This is a genomic window from Thermosipho sp. 1244 (assembly GCF_018588215.1).
GTDB classification, from domain to species: Bacteria; Thermotogota; Thermotogae; order Thermotogales; family Fervidobacteriaceae; genus Thermosipho; species Thermosipho affectus.
Genome location: NZ_LNGA01000033.1, coordinates 23,852 through 40,286, shown reverse-complemented (window position 1 = coordinate 40,286; position 16,435 = coordinate 23,852). Strand labels below are relative to the sequence as shown.

Sequence of the window (16,435 nt, the reverse complement as noted above, 5' to 3'; positions counted from 1 at the left end):
CCTTTAAAATGGTATACTGAGTGCAAAGTCTAAATTCAAAGAATTTTCAGGTTTAAGCTCAATTGAAACGTCCTTCCCCGTTTCAGTTTTCGAACCTGTATAGAATTGGATATTATAATATAACCTTCCGCTTAAATATATATTCTTACTTAAAACAAAATCACCTCTAATTCCGGGTTTTAAAGCAATCGAAGATATCACAATTTTGTTGTAATGCTCAAAGTTCACACTTTCAAAATCACTCAAAACTGTGCTACTCCCGGAAATTTTTTGGAATATCTCTTTTTGCAATAAAACTTCTCCCTGAAAACCAAGCTGTAATTTTTCCCCAACGTTAAACAAAGTAACACCAAATATCTTTACATTAAAGTCAAATCCCAATCCTCTAACCAAATATTCTTTATCCGGATCAAAATTTGCAAATAGGCTAAAACCATATGCCACTGGAGAATTGTGTTGAGGATCAACATTTTTTTCATATCCAAAAAACATAACAAAATTTTGTAATAAAGAATAATCAGTCATTAAATTAGTATCAGCTGGCTTTAAATATCTCAATCCTATCCAAGTCGATTGATTTAATGTAAAAGAAAAAATACTTAAAGACAATAACAATGCAAATATCATAACAATTCTTTTCATGCAACTCACCTCCAATTAATATTATATCACAAAAACTAAACTATAATAACGTACAAAAGCGCACTAACAGCCGCTGCAAATGGAACAGTAACAAACCAAGAAATTATAATATTTTTCAATATTCCAACATTAACAACTTCAATTCCTCTTGCAAATCCAACTCCTGAAACTGCACCTACCACAGTATGAGTGGTGGATATAGGCATACCAAATGTAGACGCAAGTAAAACTGTAGTAGCAGTTGCAAAATCAATGGAAAAACCACGTGTATTATTCAACTCTGTTATATCTTCACCAACTGTCTTCATAACTTTATAACCCAAAATTGCTACACCAAATGATATACCAATACCACCTAATGCGAGTATATACTTTGGAATTTCTATAACTCCAGTTGCATTTCCCGTTGTCAAAATTATATAAATCAATGCCAAAGGTCCTACAGCATTTGCAACATCATTTGCACCATGTGCAAAACTCACATAGCAAGAAGTTACAACCTGCGCTTTTTTAAAGACTTTTTCAACTAAATCATATTCTCTGCCTTCCCCACCAAATTTTCTTATATATAGAAAAGAAACAAAAAATACCAACATCCCAATGAAAATACCCACGTAATTTCCAAATACAGCACCTTTTTTCAAAGTTTTCACTACAAAAAGAAAAGCTATTGTATAAAACGCTCCACCTAAAAGTACTGGTGCAACAATTTTAGCGGCCTTTAATGGATTTTTTCTGTGTAAAATGCTCCATGATATAAATTTAAATATCACAAATGCTAAAGCACCACCAATAAGTGGTGAAATCACCCAGGTTGTTACTATCTTTAGTAAGGTAATCCAATTAACATAACCTACCCCTCCAGCAGCAAGTCCAAAACCAATCATTCCTCCTACAATTGAGTGGGTAGTTGAAACGGGCATTCCCCAGTAAGTTGCAATTAAAACCCAAATTGTAGCCGCAATAAGTGCGGAAAAAGCTCCCACTAAAATTTTATTTGGATCAGATATCATATTTAAATCAACTATACCTTTTGCAATGGTTTTAGTAACATGTGCACCAAATAAAAGTGCACCTAAAAATTCCAAAATAGCTGCTATAAAAACTGCTTGTTTAGGAGTAATTGCACGCGCTCCAACAGCTGTTGCCATACTATTTGCAACATCATTTGCTCCAATGGAAAATGCCATTCCAACCCCAACTAAAAACGCCGCAAACACTAACAAAACTAACACCTCCTACCTAATTATCATTCTTATTCTTTCCACAACATTTTCAGCTCTATCTGCTATTTTCATCATTAAAACCACTATACTATTTAGAAAAATCACATCTACGGGATTCATAATATTTTTTTGAGCATATAACAGTTTCCCGATTTCTATTCCTAATTTATCAGTTGAACTTTCATCTTTTTCCACATCAAATGTTAAATTATCTTCTTTTTCAATTTCGTTTGGGGAAAAATCAGATTCAACTACCGTTCTTAATTCATCAACGGTAAGTTTCATGTACTTTATCACTTCATATACGTAGTTTCCCATCTTCTCTATCTCTTCAATTATCTCATTAGGACAATTTTCCACTCTATTCATCGTCATTACTTTCACAAAATCATCTACTGCGTCAATAATTGAATCTTGGTTATGCACTATTTCCAATGCATCTATTCTATCAAAATAACTCCACCTTAATTTTGTGTAAACTTCTCTCAATTTTGTCTTAATTTCATCAGCTTTTGATTCATATTCATCAATTTTTTTTGAATATTCCAAAATTTCTTTTGCATTAAAATAATCTTTTAATATTTTAGGAACCAATTCTCCTGCATTTAGACAATATTGTGCATGTTCACTCAAAAGTTTAGTTGGGGAAATTTCAGGAAAAAGTCTATCAATAAATCTTTTCATGTTAACCCTCCTCTTTATTTTGATAATTAAACCCAAACTTTGGAAATAACAAAGTTCCCAATATCAACGGAAAATAAAAAGTTATAATTCTATATATAGTTATTAACTCAATAGCTTTATTTCCACCAAATATTTGTGAAAACACTAATTGGTATGTTCCTTCAATACCACCACTTGATCCAGGAGTAGGTATATAATATGCCACCGAATTTAATAAAGCCAATACCCCAATTATGTACCAAAAATTTATATTAACAACAAACATATAAAGTATAAACCCATACATACATACCGTTAAAAAATAGAGAATTATATCAAAAAACAGCATCCACGGATTTTTCACCCAAAGTATATTTATACTTTCATGCAACGAATCTATCCACTTTAAAATCTTATCTTCTTCCATCCTTTTCTTAAATATCCTCCCAAAAAACATCAATATTTTTTCCAAAAATTTTCTGTTAACAAATCCTAAAAATATAAGTATAGAAACCCCCAAACTTAACAAAAAACCCACAACTATTAACGTAAATCCAATACTTTTTGGATACGCATTTAATATTGGTTTTACAAAAATCAAATCAAGTGCAAGAATTACTATTGAAATTTCTAAAGTTCTAGAAATTATTATATTTGTTGCATCTTCCGTTTTTACACCAATTTTTGAAAGGTGGTAAATTTGATACGGTTGACCACCTATGGACATAGGTGTAATGAATGAAAAAAATTTACCGAAAAATACATTTCTTATCGTTTCAAAAAATGGTATTTTATAACCAAAAAAGCACAATAATAGCTTTAACCTCAAAGAATCAATCAAATATATCAATATTAAAATAAAAATTCCAAATATGAATTTCTTTGACAAAAATACATTTATCCCAACACTAAATGAATAAAAAAATTGAAAAAGGATAATAACTGAAAAACTAATGATTATCGATATAAATACCTTTTTATATATCCCATTCAAATCTTTCAACTCCCGCCAAAAACAAATCTTCTTTGGTAGTTATCTTTATATTTGATTTTTCACCCATAACAACATATACATCAAAACCTGCTTTTAAAACTACAGACGAATCATCTGTGTAATTTTCTAAATCTTTTACTTTCTCGAATGCTTCTAAAAGGACAGAAAATTTAAAAGTTTGTGGGGTTTGAATGGAAAATAATTTCTTTCTAGGTGGGACGGTCTTCACTCTATCATTTTCAACAAAAGCAATGGTATTTTCAACGGGTAAAGCTGTTACTACTGCACCATAATTATCAACAAATTCAATATTTTTCAACAAAACTTCTTTATTTACAAATGGTCTTGCACCATCATGTATAATAACATTATCTTCTTTTGAAATTTTATCTTTTAAATAATTTATAGCACTTAACGTAGAATACTCCCTCGCAAAACCTCCTGTTATTATTTTTACTTTTTGACCGTATTTTTTCAAAATTTTTCTTGATTTCTCTAAGTAATCCTTATTTACAACTACAACAATTAAATGTATAAAATCTTCAAAAAATTTTTCCAGAGTATGCTCCATTAAAGTCTTACCGTTAAATTTTAAAAATTGCTTTGGAATTTTTTGTGAAAACCTTTTTCCACTACCTCCAAAGAGTATTACTCCAATATTCATAAAAATCACCTATTCTTATCCAACTTATATATTTTAATCTTATAAGAAAGTGTTTTATAATTAATATTCAACATTTTTGCAGCTTTCATCCTATTCCCTGACTTCTTTAATGCAAGTGAAATATATCTTTTCTCCACATGTTTCACCAATTTACTCGTAAAATTAATTAAATCAATACCGGAAAATGTAGACTTTTTAAATTTTGGTATATTCAATACACCATTTGTCGCATACTCACTTGCAACTTTCACAAGTTCTTTTGTATTTCCAGGCCAATTATAAAGTTTTAATAATTCATATTCTTCATCATCCGGTATTCTCTTTTCAATATTATTGTATTTAAAATAGATAGAAGATAAAACTTTATCAAACATAAAAACAATGTCTTCCTTTCTATCCCGAAGTGGCGGTATCTTTTCCCCCTTTGTTTTTGAAAAAGTAACCTTTACTCCTGGAAGTTTTAAACGAATATATGATACATATTCATTTAAATACATGCCATCTTCGTATTTTAAAGTCGCTTTTTCTTTATCCTTATACATTGATATTAATTTGTTTAAAAACTCATGTATTACAGGGCCTTGGAGTTCTGGAAAAGAATACAACATATCAAATTCTCTTTTCAAATCATCATATCTCTGCCTTTCTTCAAGATACAAAACTGCAAGCTCCAATTCCTTTATGGAATACACCACAAACTTACCCGGAACATTCTTTTTTTCAGTTAAATATACAACATCCCAATAATTTTCCTTTAATTTTTCTTCTAAGTTTAAATCATAAATATCAAAAACAACATTCTGATGGTTATATAAAAATCCCCTCAGGTCATCCACGAGAGCCTGAGGGATAAGAATTCTAATCAACATTTCACCCCTTAATAATTCGTGTTCCAGTTTCACCCCTCAAGGCTTTATCCAATACGCTCATATCTGTTATCAAACATTCTTTACCAGTCGCTTCAACAAAATCTATTGCGGCTTCTATTTTAGGCCCCATACTTCCTTTTGGAAAATGACCTTCTTTTAGGTATTTTTTTGCCTCAGAAACAGTTAATCTATCCAACGCTTTTTGATCTTCTTTTCCATAATTTAAGTAAACTTTTTCAACACCTGTTAAAATAATTAAAACATCCGCACCAATCTCCTTGGCAAGTAACGCACTTGCCCTATCTTTATCAATTACGGCTTCTACGCCCTTTAATCTTCCATCTTCAAGGATTACAGGAATTCCCCCACCGCCTGCTGCTATAACAATCACATCATTTTTCATAAGCAATTTTATCACATCTTTTTCAATAATGTCCAGAGGTTTTGGAGATGGAACAACTCTTCTCCAACCTCTACCCGCATCTTCGACTATTTTCCAACCTTTTTCACGTTCTAATTCTTCTGCTTCTTCTTTTGTATAAAAAGGTCCAACAGGTTTAGTTGGGTTTTCAAAAGCGGGATCATTTTTATCCACTATTATTTGTGTAATCAAAGCGGAAATTTCCCTCTTCCTTCCTTTCTCTTTTAAACAATTATTCAAGGTTTGAGCAATCATATATCCTAAACTACCTTGAGTTTGTGCATCATTAACATCAATAGGAAAAGGTGGAATTTTATTTTTTGCAATTTCCTGTTGGATTAGCAAATTTCCAACTTGAGGTCCATTTCCGTGAGTAATCGCAATATCATACTCATCAAGCATATTAACTATATAACTTGCAGTTTCAAAAAGGTTTTTTATCATATTTTGTGCAGTGGGTTTTTCTCCTGGCCTATTAACTGCATTCCCACCAATTGCAACAACAGCTAATTTTTTCATTATTTCCCCCCCTTTTGTACACTAATAGCCGCTGCAATAGCAAGTGAATTTTTCTTTGATTCACTTGTATCAGCACGTGAAACTATAACAATAGGCGCCTTTGCCCCCATCACTATACCGGCAATCTTACCATTGGCAAGATAAATTGCAGATTTTCCTAAAAAATTTCCGCTATGTATATCTGGCACAACCAATATATCTGCCTTTCCCGCTACATCACCTGAAACTTTTTTTATTTTAGCCGCAAATTCACTTAAAGCATTATCCAATCCCAACGGTCCATCTACTACACAACCTTTTATCTGACCTCTCTGCGCCATCTTTGCAATAATTGCCGCTTCCATAGTTTCAGGCATATCTGGATTTACAACCTCAACTGCTGCAATAAGGCCTACCTTCGGTTCTTTATATCCCAATTTATGTGCAAGTTCAACGGCATTTTTAATAATTTGAACCTTTTGTTCCAATGTTGGCTTTATTACCATTCCACCATCTGTAACAAACACAATCCTATCCATGCCCGGTGTCTCTAATAATGCAACGTGAGATAACAAACCATTTCCTCTCAATCCCCATTCTTTGTTTAAAACTGCTTTTAATAAAGTGGAAGTTTTAATAAGGCCTTTCATTAGAATATTGGCCTTACCAGATGAAACTAATTTCACTGCTTTTTCCGCTATCTCACTTTCAGATTTTGCATCAACAACTGGCAAATCCATGCCTAATTCATTTAAATTTCTTCTTACAATTTCCTCATTTCCAACCAAAATAGCTTTTATTCCATAATCTTTGACATCTTTTATAGCTTTTAAAGCCTCTATATCTTCTGCACCAGCTAATGAAACAACCGCATCTTTGGTTTTTGCAATATCTACAATTTCGTCAAAACTTTTTAGCATTCCTTCACCTCCCAAGATATTTGACAATTGATGCCATAAATGTCATACTGAGTATTGTATCAAAAACCACCCTATAGTTATCATGCACCAATTTAACTTTCCTTCCGTCAATTCTTTCAACAAGTGGCAACATTTCCACCAAATCAGCACGAGCTGTATCTGAAAGTTCAACGATTAATTCTATAGGTTTCTCAAATTTTACAATTTCAAATTCCTCTCTTGGTATCTCTATCATTTGCTTTGTCTTATTCTCAATATCCAAAAGAACTTTTTTCATGGATTTGTGCTTTGCAGAAAATCTTCCCAAAGAAGTTTTTGTTTCCACATAAAACAGATTTTTAAAATTAACCTGTGTTTTTAGTTTATCATCCCCTATAATCATTGCAACAGGCACATTGTAAAGTCCCGCATAAGCAGCGTTAATGATCGCTTCATTCATTACCTTTCCATTTATCCAAATATTATGTATAGAAGACGAAGAATATGTATGATCCATTACCGCATATCTTGTGCCAATTCCAGCATGATAACCAAAAAATACAACTCTATCAAAAGTTTCATCAAGGCCTGTCATCATGTAATCTTTTCTCAACCCACCGGATATTATTTCCACATTGTCAAATTTCTTTGTAATTTCCCACAACACGTTATCTCCCATGGCGTGAGAATCGGAAATCAACACATAATTATTTCCAACAGCTTCCAAAAATTTTTCTAGTTGTTCCATAAGCAGATGTTGTTTGAATTTAATACCATATTCCACATCAGACCACTGCGTTATCCCACCTAATCCTTCAAAATCCAATGAGACATAAATTTTCATATTTTTCACCTCCATGTTACAAATTTATTTTATCTTAAATCCACAAAAAATCTAAGCTTCGCATACTTGTGTAAAAATTAGAAAATCAAAAATTCTCATCAATACTTAATTTTCTTTGTTCTTAAAAAAGAAATTTAATAACCCTGCCACATTGTTTCACATTATTGGGAATTTATTCAGAACATTGACACATTTTTTCCTTGAATTTTTACATTGAGGTATGAGATAATAGACTCTGACCCACCAAAAAATAATCAAAAATAATCCTTGAGGTGTTTCCTATGAAAAAAGAGATAATAGTTGCACTAAAAGAAAAAATTAGCCGCCAAAATTGGGAAAGTTGGTTCTTGGATTTTGATATTAGGGAAATTAAAGATAAACATGTCATTTTCGAAGTTGGAAATATCTTTATAAAAGATAGACTAGAAAAAAAGTTTAATAAAATTATTTCAAAAGTAGTCAAAGATATTTTGGGAAAAGATAGTACATTTGAAATTACATACAAAGAGGTCAAAAACGTTAAAAGAGAAGATGGTCCATTAATCAAAAAAAGACCTCTTTTAATCACACCACTTAACCCAAAATATACTTTTGAAAATTTAGTTGTAGGTGAATTCAATAAATTTGCATACAACGTATTTATTGAAGCAAGCAAAAAACCAGGTTTTTACAACCCAATATTTCTATACAGTGGCGTTGGGCTCGGTAAAACACACCTTGCTCAAGCGCTTGGAAATTATCTACTTGAAAGTAACCCAGATATGAAAGTTGCTTATCTTACAAGCGAAGAATTTATGAACGAAATGTTTTCGGCCATAAAAAATGGAAATATTGAAGATTTTAGGGAAAAATACAGAAAAAAAGCGGATATCCTAATAATAGACGATATCCAATTTTTAATAGGAATAAAATCGGCTCAAACAGAACTCTTTCATACATTCAATACTATACACGAAGCTGGAAAACAAATTATAATCTGTTCAGATAGAACCCCTCAAGAATTAAAAGATTTTCATTCAAGAATGATTTCTAGATTTCAAATGGGGTTGCTAGTAAAGATCGAAAAACCAAACAAAGAGGATTTATTTAAAATCGGTAAAAAAATCTGTCAAATGAAACACATAGAAATTGAAGACAAAATTATTGATTATATCAGTAGTGTATACGATAATCCCAGACTCATACACGGGGCAATTCTAAAATTAATCGCATATAAAAATCTATACGGAAAACTAAACCTTTCTATTGCCGAAAGTATACTAACAAATGTCTCCAAACCTCCAAAATCATTTGAACAAAGACTCCTTGAAATCTTAGCAGATATTTTTGATTGTTCACCAGAGGATATAATATCATCTAAAAGGACAAAAAATATTTCATACGCAAGAAAAGTAGGAATGTACTACGCCGTCAAAAAATTAAATCTTTCAACTAGAGATGTTGGAACTATCTTTAAAAAGTCACATTCATCTGTAGTACAAAATGTAAAACAAGTGGAAAAATTGATAAATGATGGAAATATTATAGTAAAAAATTACTTAAAACAAATAGATAAAACATCAAAAACCTTTGCACATGGTGAAAGCATGTGATATAATTTTAATAGCAACTTTAATATCAGGAGGTGTCTAGGATGAAAGTTAGAGTAGACGAAGCAACATGTATCGGTTGTGGTGTATGTGAAAATCTTTGTCCAGATGTTTTCAAAATAGGCGACGATATGAAAGCAAAGGTTCTTCAACCAGAAACAGATCTCGAATGTGCAAAAGATGCAGCAGATAGCTGTCCAACATCCGCAATTACAGTTGAAGAGTAATTAGAAAAAAAGAAAAAACACCCTCAACTATGAGGGTGTTTTTTTATACCACTATTTTCCTTCAAATTTAATATAACTGAATTTATTAAAAAAAACTTAAATAAAAGCGAAAAAATTAATCTTATTGTAATTTTTTACAGAATTTATGCTATAATTCTTTGTGGATAAACTTTTAAATTCATGATAGAATTAAAATCCAAAAAACAACAAAGTGGAGGTGCTAATTTGATGAAACGGGCTTTATTTTTTTCTTTTTTAATAATCTTCTCAATAACGGTATTTACGATTAATCTGGAAAAATCAAAGGAGCTGTTCTTGTATTATATCCAAAATTTTGATAATCCTAGTGATGAATTTCTTTTGACTGTCAAAAAATCCATTGACAAAGATTTACCTTTATATAGATTTTACAAAATAGAACTAGTAGGTAGTGTTGAAAAAACGGATGTAACGAAAAAGGTTGGGGATTATCTTAATGTTATATACAAGCAAACAATATCTAAAGATTACAATGAACAGCTTGCACGTGCAATGTTTTTTTCGTATCTTGAATCTTCCCTTGAAAGAAAAAAGTTTGAACCCAGTTTTATTAAATCTTCCCCGAATTTCAATCAATTTTTTAACAAATACCAATCGAAAGTAATTTTTGCTTCCAGAAACTTCATTTCAGATCTCTTTGCAAAACACTTAGGTGCAAAAATAGATCTCCCTCATGACATCGCCGCACCGTATTATACATACGAATTTAAATATACACCAAAATTCAACCAACCTGAGTTTTTAGATGAAATAAAAATTTTGCTTAATAATGAAGAAATAAAGAGTAAATTTAATGAATACCTTGGAGAAATAAAAAAACACCCAGATAGATTATCCTATTACATAAATAGGTACACCAGCCTTATGCAAAGAAACATTATAAAAGATATTTCCAATTTAAAAAATCATTTCTCTGAGTATTTTGCAAAGCTTCCTCCCAAAAAAACAAATTTTTGGTGGATAAGGTGGATCATATATGTTTTAATTATACTAATTTTCTTTAAATCAAGAAAATGGAATTACGTTATTTTAACAATTTCCATTGTTGAAATACTGTATTTATTCTTAGCATTTGATGTGCTTTCAAATACAGACGCAACTATATATGGGTTAATAGCCTTCTTTGCACTGATTGCTTCCATATTTATAACACTAAAAAACAAAAAAATATTTGATATTATCGTTGTTTCATTATTAGTTCTTTCATTTTTCATTCCAGCGTTTTCTACAAAAGATCTACTCATGAAAAATCAAAAAGAATTTCAGAATTCCATATATTTTGATGAACTTACAAGCGACGTCTTAAAGGATAAATATTCTAGATTTTCAAATATTATTACCAATTTGTTGACAATTGTCAATTCAAGTATTAATAATACAGAAAGTATAGTAAATAGAATAAAAATTAACCTAAATGAAATTGATAAAAACGTAAAAACAGCTGAATACAAAAGCATTGAAAACTTTGATAATAGAATTAAAGATTTTAAAAGCCTAAAAGATGAACTATCAAACTATGTAATTGAAGAAGATATAAACAAAAGCCAATTTAAAAGAGCAGAAAAAGACCTAGAAAAGTTTTCAAGCAAAATAGCAAAACTCTCTTCCGAAAAATTTGAAAAATTATTTGTATCAGAACTTAAAAGAAGACTAAATTTAGAAGAAATAGCTCCATCTGTTCGTAAATTAGAAAAAATTATATCAAATACAAAAGACAAAAATAGCTTAAAAATATACTTCTATAAAACAAAATTCGGCATAATAACTTTTGTTCTTATAACAATTGGCCTATTTTTATACACTTTAAAAAACAAAAATTATTTTATTTGGATAATAGCATCGATATTGTCATCAATATTAATGCTTATAACCCCCATTAATTACATTGTCCAATTCGGTGTACCAATGTTGAAACTAAATTATACATTTACTATTCCAACATTATTTATAATTTCCATTTTAATCTTATTTAACTCATTAAAATCTTTACCCAAAAAGGGTTAAACTCTTAAAAGGAGGGATATTTCATGAAGAAATTACTTGTTTTCATTTTAGCAATGTTTTTTGTGGTAAGTGCCTTTTCGTTTAAAGCAATTATGGTAACAGACACGGGAGGTCTTGGTGATAAGTCATTTAACGATGGAACTTGGGCAGGTATTCAAAGAGCCGGTGAAGATTTAGGAATAGAAACACAAGTTATTCAATCGTACGAACAAGCAGATTATATCTCAAACCTTACAAAAGCCGCTCAAGAAATACAAAAGGAACCAGATGGTGGTATCGTCTATGCTGTAGGATTTATGATGACTGATGCTCTTTTCCAAGTTGCTCAACAATTTCCAGATGTATACTTTGCAGGAATAGACATTGCACCTCCGACAGAAGATGTTCCACCAAATGTAATATGTTTCTTATTCAAAGAACAAGAATCTGCGTTCTTGGTTGGATATATTGCAGCCGCAACTACAAGAACAGGAAAAGTTGGATTTATAGGTGGAATTCCTATTCCTCCTGTTGAAAGATTCAGATACGGTTTTGAAATTGGTGTGAAGGTATACAACGATTTACACGGAAGAAATGTAGAAATTTTAAAGGGTTATACAAATGCATTTAGTGATCCAAAAAAAGGCAAAGACCTTGCACTTTCACAATTTGCAGGAGGCGTAGATATTATATTCCACGCAAGTGGTGCTTGTGGTAATGGTATTATTGAAGCTGCAAAAGAAAAAATGGTATCACTCGTTGGAAAAGAAGATCTCGCAACAATTTTGGATTATGCATACTCAAACGGCGGATATTTTGCAATGGGTGTAGACGTTGATCAAGACTATATGGCACCTGGTATAGTACTTGCAAGTGCAATGAAAGGTGTAGATACAGCATCATATCTTGGTGTAAAATGGGCATACGAAGGAAATTGGATGCCAGGTATACACAAACTTGGTCTTAAAGAAAACGGTGTAAGAATGAGTCCAATGAAATACACAAAAGGGTTAGTTACCAATGATACGCTTGCAGAACTTGCATACCTTGTTACACTCATTAAAAATGGCATACTTGTAATCCCAGAAACAGAAGAATCACTTAAATCCTTTAAGACTCCAAAAATAGCATTCCCATTTTAAAAGCTAAGGGGGGTCCTCCCCCTAGCTTTGTTATTTTACCAAGGTAATAAAACTTTGGTAAAGTAACAAAGCAGAAAGGAGGATTACATTGTGTATGCAGTAGAAATGGTAAACATTGTAAAAAGGTTCCCCGGAGTTTTGGCAAATGATCACGTCACCATTAGAATAAAAAAAGGTGAAATACACGCCATTGTTGGCGAAAATGGTGCTGGAAAGTCTACGCTAATGAATCAACTTTACGGATTATATCATCCAGATGAAGGTGATATCTTTATCAACGGGCAAAAAGCACAAATCAAAGGGCCAAAAGATGCTATTAAAAATGGAATCGGTATGGTCCACCAGCATTTTATGCTTGTTGATACGTTAACCGTTGCAGAAAATATAGTTTTAGGTAGTGAACCTACTAAAGGCATGAACTTTGATTTAACAAAAGCAAAAAAAGATGTAAAAGAACTATCTGAAAAGTATGGATTGCTAGTTGATGTAGACGCAAAAATAGAAGATATTTCCGTAGGAATGCAACAAAGAGTGGAAATTTTAAAAACATTGTACAGAGGAGCAAACATAATAATACTTGATGAACCTACAGCAGTATTAACACCTCAAGAAGTAGAAGAACTATTTGAAATAATGAGAAAATTAAAAAAAGACGGAAAAACTATTTTGTTTATCTCGCACAAACTTCATGAAGTTATGGAAATAAGTGAAAGAATAACGGTTATGAGACTTGGAAAAGTAACTGGTGAACTTGAAACTTCAAAAACAAATCCAAGAGAAATTGCAAGACATATGGTGGGAAGGGATGTTGTATTAAGAGTTGAAAAAAAGCCTCATGAACCAAAAGATGTAGTATTTGAAATAAAAAACCTTGTTGTAAATGACAATAGAGGGTTAACAGCGGTAAATAACGTCTCTTTTTCAATAAGGAAAGGTGAAATTGTAGGAATCGCAGGTGTTGCAGGAAATGGCCAAACCGAACTTGTTGAGGCTATAACAGGTTTAAGAAAAATTAAAAGTGGTCAAATATTGTTTGAAGGTAAAGATGTTACAGGTGCAACTCCAAAGCAACTTAGGGAATTGGGACTCTCACATATCCCTGAAGATAGATTAAAACATGGAATAATTGAAGAATTTGAGGCATATTACAATGTTATTTTAGGTCAACACTATAAATCCCCATTTTCAAATGGGACATTTTTAAATCACAAAAACATATTTGAATATACAAAAAATCTTATGGAAGAATTCGATGTCCGTCCAAGGAGAATAGAACATTTAGGTGGGAATTTTTCAGGTGGTAATCAACAAAAATTAGTTGTAGGACGTGAAATTAGAATGGATCCAAAGTTTCTTGTAGTTGCACAACCCACCCGTGGTCTTGATGTAGGTGCTATTGAATTCATTCACAATCAAATATTGAATATGAGAGAAAAAGATGTTGGAATTTTGCTAATTTCAATGGAACTTGAGGAAATATTCTCGTTAAGTGATCGCATTTTGGTAATGTATGAGGGAGAAATAATGGGTGAAGTAACACCAAAGGAGACTACTGTTGAAGAAGTAGGTTTAATGATGATAGGCCAAAGATTAGAAGAGGTACGGAGGGGATAAGATGAATAAAAAAGTATCAGCAATACTCATTCCAATAATTTCTGTTTTAATTGCATTGTTAATTTCAACAATAATAATACTTCTTATTGGAAAAAATCCTTTAGTTGCATACTCTGCTTTAATTAGAGGATCATTTGGTTCAAAACAAGCAATTGCAGATACAATAATTAAAACCACTCCTCTAATATTAACGGGTCTTGCGGTTGGTTTTGGTTTTAGAGCTGGTGTATTTAACATCGGTGCTGAAGGTCAAATGGTTATGGGAGCGTTAATTGCCGCAACTTTTGCGGGAAATTTTGGGTCACTTCCCCCAATAATCTCTATTCCATTAACAATATTAATTGCGATGTTAGTAGGTGCAGGTTATGCTGCAATAGCTGGTTTTCTTAAGGCAAAAACTGGGGCACACGAGGTAGTTACAACAATAATGTTAAACTGGATAGCCACATACTTTGCCTCCTATATGGTTACAGGTCCTTTGAAAGTTGGATCTGGTACACCTAAAAGTCCGGAAATTGCAGATTCTGCTCAACTTCCTATCTTAATGAAAGTTGGTGCTATTGAACTGAGCGCTGGAATAATCATTGCAGTTGTCGCTGCAATATTTATGTATATTCTTCTAAACAAATCAACAACCGGTTATGAAATAAAAGCTGTAGGTTTTAATCCATATGCAGCAGAATACGGGGGAATCTCCGTTGCAAAGAATATCGTACTTGCAATGGCAATAAGTGGCGCACTTGCAGGTCTTGCAGGCGCAACTGAATTAATGGGAGTACACCATAGATTTCTCGGTGAACTTTCCGGTGGTAAGGGATTTGACGGTATCAGTATCGCATTAATTGGTCAAAATAATCCGATAGGAATAATCTTTGCAGCACTTCTAATAGGTGCATTAAGAACGGGAAGTAATGAAATGCAATTTGTTGGGGTTCCAAAACATATGGTTATGATAATACAAGGTATAGTTATCTTTCTTGTTGCTGCCGATAGAATAGTACGCACTATTATGATCAGAAAGAAGGTGGAAAAATGAGAATATTAGAGGCAATATTTCTAGTATTTGCAAACCCTCTTTTTTATAAAATTACATTAACAGCTTCAACTCCTTTAATATTTGCTTCACTTGGTGGTGTTTACAGTGAAATTACCGGTGTTGTCAACATTGCTTTAGAAGGTATTATGCTCCTTGGAGCGTTTACATCTGTAGTATTTACATATTTTACTGGAAGTGTGTGGATTGGAATATTAATGGCAGTAGTCTCTGGTGTTGCCTTTGCATGGTTGCATGCTTGGGGAAGTATTAAATGGGCTGGAAACCAGGTAGTTTTGGGAACTGCATTAATACTAATTGCACAAGGTGTAACCGGATTTTTAATGGTACCAATTTTTGGAAAACCAGGACAAACTGATTTTGTTGGAAAAGTTAAAGAAATAAAAATTCCAGGTCTTTCAGATATACCTTTTATTGGAAAGATATTTGGGGAGTTAAGTCCATTTATATACATAGCGTTCATATCAGTTGCATTTTCATGGTGGCTTATATACAAAACCAAATTGGGACTTAGAATGAGAGCTGTAGGTGAAAACCCAGAAGCTGCAGATACTCTAGGTGTTAATGTCTACGGCATAAGATACTTTGGAGTTTTAATGAGTGGTGTTTGGGCAAGTCTTGCGGGAGCATATCTTAGTATAGGCGAAGTAGGACATTTTAGAGAATTAATGTCAGGTGGAAGAGGTTTTATTGCACTTGCAGCTATGATTTTGGGAAAATATAATCCAGTTGGTGCAATGCTTGCAAGTTTGTTATTTGGTGCGTCAAGTGCTTTTGCTAATCAAATGCAAAGTAGCTCTCTGATCCATGTTTCAGCTACAGTTAAACCATTATTTGATATGATACCATTTGTCCTTACAATAATCGTTGTTGCAGGATTCGTTGGAAAATCACGTCCACCAAAAGCTGATGGAGTACCATACGAAAAAGTATCATAATGAAAAAGTATCAAAAAAAGGCTTCGGATAATCCGAAGCCTTTGATCTATTTATATACAAATTATATACAAAATAAAAAAGACGAAGCCTAAGCTTCGTCTTTTTAATTGGCGGGGACGACGGGATTTG

16 protein-coding genes are annotated in these 16,435 nt (G+C 32.2%); 7 read left to right on the top strand and 9 right to left on the bottom strand.

What is annotated here, in order from left to right; genetic code table 11:
* Positions 1-3: 3 nt before the first annotated feature.
* Genes AS157_RS08780 through AS157_RS08740 form a run of 9 tightly spaced genes read right to left on the bottom strand, consistent with a single transcriptional unit; the run spans position 4 to position 7,720 of the window.
* On the bottom strand, positions 4-642 hold the full coding sequence (locus AS157_RS08780; protein ID WP_077288682.1) for a hypothetical protein: 639 nt from the start codon (positions 640-642) through the stop codon (positions 4-6).
* A gap of 35 nt (positions 643-677) precedes the next feature.
* Positions 678-1,832 carry an inorganic phosphate transporter gene (locus AS157_RS08775; protein WP_077288718.1) on the bottom strand — a complete coding sequence of 385 codons (1,155 nt, stop codon included), beginning with the start codon at positions 1,830-1,832 and terminating at the stop codon, positions 678-680.
* A gap of 48 nt (positions 1,833-1,880) precedes the next feature.
* Complete coding sequence (locus AS157_RS08770) at positions 1,881-2,552, bottom strand: DUF47 domain-containing protein (protein ID WP_077288683.1); 672 nt, start codon at positions 2,550-2,552, stop codon at positions 1,881-1,883.
* A 1-nt stretch (position 2,553) separates the two neighbouring features.
* Complete coding sequence (locus AS157_RS08765; protein WP_077288684.1) at positions 2,554-3,525, bottom strand: lysylphosphatidylglycerol synthase transmembrane domain-containing protein; 972 nt, start codon at positions 3,523-3,525, stop codon at positions 2,554-2,556.
* The gene (gene ispD / locus AS157_RS08760) at positions 3,509-4,189 is read right to left on the bottom strand and encodes a 2-C-methyl-D-erythritol 4-phosphate cytidylyltransferase (RefSeq protein ID WP_077288685.1); all 681 of its coding nucleotides are present in this window, start codon (positions 4,187-4,189) and stop codon (positions 3,509-3,511) included. Before ispD ends, AS157_RS08765 begins: the two co-directional genes overlap by 17 nt.
* Before the next feature lie 5 nt (positions 4,190-4,194).
* The gene (locus AS157_RS08755) at positions 4,195-5,055 is read right to left on the bottom strand and encodes a helix-turn-helix domain-containing protein (RefSeq protein WP_077288719.1); all 861 of its coding nucleotides are present in this window, start codon (positions 5,053-5,055) and stop codon (positions 4,195-4,197) included.
* A 4-nt stretch (positions 5,056-5,059) separates the two neighbouring features.
* A complete protein-coding gene (arcC, locus tag AS157_RS08750) occupies positions 5,060-5,998 on the bottom strand; it encodes a carbamate kinase (RefSeq protein WP_077288686.1) in 939 nt (312 codons plus the stop codon).
* A complete protein-coding gene (locus AS157_RS08745) occupies positions 5,998-6,897 on the bottom strand; it encodes a bifunctional enoyl-CoA hydratase/phosphate acetyltransferase (RefSeq protein ID WP_077288687.1) in 900 nt (299 codons plus the stop codon). Before AS157_RS08745 ends, arcC begins: the two co-directional genes overlap by 1 nt.
* A 4-nt stretch (positions 6,898-6,901) precedes the next feature.
* Complete coding sequence (locus AS157_RS08740) at positions 6,902-7,720, bottom strand: M55 family metallopeptidase (RefSeq protein WP_077288688.1); 819 nt, start codon at positions 7,718-7,720, stop codon at positions 6,902-6,904.
* Positions 7,721-8,001: 281 nt separating this feature from the next.
* Between AS157_RS08740 and dnaA the strand changes: the two genes are divergently transcribed.
* The 7 genes from dnaA to AS157_RS08705 all read left to right on the top strand — a co-directional run bounded on the left by dnaA (position 8,002) and on the right by AS157_RS08705 (position 16,306).
* Positions 8,002-9,312: a chromosomal replication initiator protein DnaA gene (dnaA, locus tag AS157_RS08735; protein ID WP_077288689.1), complete on the top strand. Its 1,311-nt coding sequence runs from the start codon at positions 8,002-8,004 to the stop codon at positions 9,310-9,312.
* Positions 9,313-9,353: 41 nt separating this feature from the next.
* The gene (locus AS157_RS08730) at positions 9,354-9,536 is read left to right on the top strand and encodes a ferredoxin (protein WP_075665260.1); all 183 of its coding nucleotides are present in this window, start codon (positions 9,354-9,356) and stop codon (positions 9,534-9,536) included.
* A 228-nt stretch (positions 9,537-9,764) separates the two neighbouring features.
* Positions 9,765-11,579: a hypothetical protein gene (locus tag AS157_RS08725; protein WP_077288690.1), complete on the top strand. Its 1,815-nt coding sequence runs from the start codon at positions 9,765-9,767 to the stop codon at positions 11,577-11,579.
* 23 nt (positions 11,580-11,602) lie between these two features.
* The gene (locus tag AS157_RS08720) at positions 11,603-12,700 is read left to right on the top strand and encodes a BMP family lipoprotein (protein ID WP_077288691.1); all 1,098 of its coding nucleotides are present in this window, start codon (positions 11,603-11,605) and stop codon (positions 12,698-12,700) included.
* 105 nt (positions 12,701-12,805) lie between these two features.
* Positions 12,806-14,314 carry an ABC transporter ATP-binding protein gene (locus tag AS157_RS08715; RefSeq protein ID WP_250880129.1) on the top strand — a complete coding sequence of 503 codons (1,509 nt, stop codon included), beginning with the start codon at positions 12,806-12,808 and terminating at the stop codon, positions 14,312-14,314.
* Position 14,315: 1 nt separating this feature from the next.
* Positions 14,316-15,350: an ABC transporter permease gene (locus AS157_RS08710; protein ID WP_075665263.1), complete on the top strand. Its 1,035-nt coding sequence runs from the start codon at positions 14,316-14,318 to the stop codon at positions 15,348-15,350.
* The gene (locus AS157_RS08705; protein WP_075665264.1) at positions 15,347-16,306 is read left to right on the top strand and encodes an ABC transporter permease; all 960 of its coding nucleotides are present in this window, start codon (positions 15,347-15,349) and stop codon (positions 16,304-16,306) included. Before AS157_RS08710 ends, AS157_RS08705 begins: the two co-directional genes overlap by 4 nt.
* Positions 16,307-16,435 lie beyond the last annotated feature (129 nt).

Coding starts and splice junctions, on each gene's coding strand:
- AS157_RS08780 (WP_077288682.1), bottom strand. CDS start 642: ATGAAAAGAATTGTTATGATATTTGCATTGTTATTGTCTTTAAGTATT.
- AS157_RS08775 (WP_077288718.1), bottom strand. CDS start 1,832: ATGGCATTTTCCATTGGAGCAAATGATGTTGCAAATAGTATGGCAACA.
- AS157_RS08770 (WP_077288683.1), bottom strand. CDS start 2,552: ATGAAAAGATTTATTGATAGACTTTTTCCTGAAATTTCCCCAACTAAA.
- ispD (WP_077288685.1), bottom strand. CDS start 4,189: ATGAATATTGGAGTAATACTCTTTGGAGGTAGTGGAAAAAGGTTTTCA.
- arcC (WP_077288686.1), bottom strand. CDS start 5,998: ATGAAAAAATTAGCTGTTGTTGCAATTGGTGGGAATGCAGTTAATAGG.
- AS157_RS08745 (WP_077288687.1), bottom strand. CDS start 6,897: ATGCTAAAAAGTTTTGACGAAATTGTAGATATTGCAAAAACCAAAGAT.
- AS157_RS08740 (WP_077288688.1), bottom strand. CDS start 7,720: ATGAAAATTTATGTCTCATTGGATTTTGAAGGATTAGGTGGGATAACG.
- dnaA (WP_077288689.1), top strand. CDS start 8,002: ATGAAAAAAGAGATAATAGTTGCACTAAAAGAAAAAATTAGCCGCCAA.
- AS157_RS08730 (WP_075665260.1), top strand. CDS start 9,354: ATGAAAGTTAGAGTAGACGAAGCAACATGTATCGGTTGTGGTGTATGT.
- AS157_RS08725 (WP_077288690.1), top strand. CDS start 9,765: ATGAAACGGGCTTTATTTTTTTCTTTTTTAATAATCTTCTCAATAACG.
- AS157_RS08720 (WP_077288691.1), top strand. CDS start 11,603: ATGAAGAAATTACTTGTTTTCATTTTAGCAATGTTTTTTGTGGTAAGT.
- AS157_RS08715 (WP_250880129.1), top strand. CDS start 12,806: ATGGTAAACATTGTAAAAAGGTTCCCCGGAGTTTTGGCAAATGATCAC.
- AS157_RS08710 (WP_075665263.1), top strand. CDS start 14,316: ATGAATAAAAAAGTATCAGCAATACTCATTCCAATAATTTCTGTTTTA.
- AS157_RS08705 (WP_075665264.1), top strand. CDS start 15,347: ATGAGAATATTAGAGGCAATATTTCTAGTATTTGCAAACCCTCTTTTT.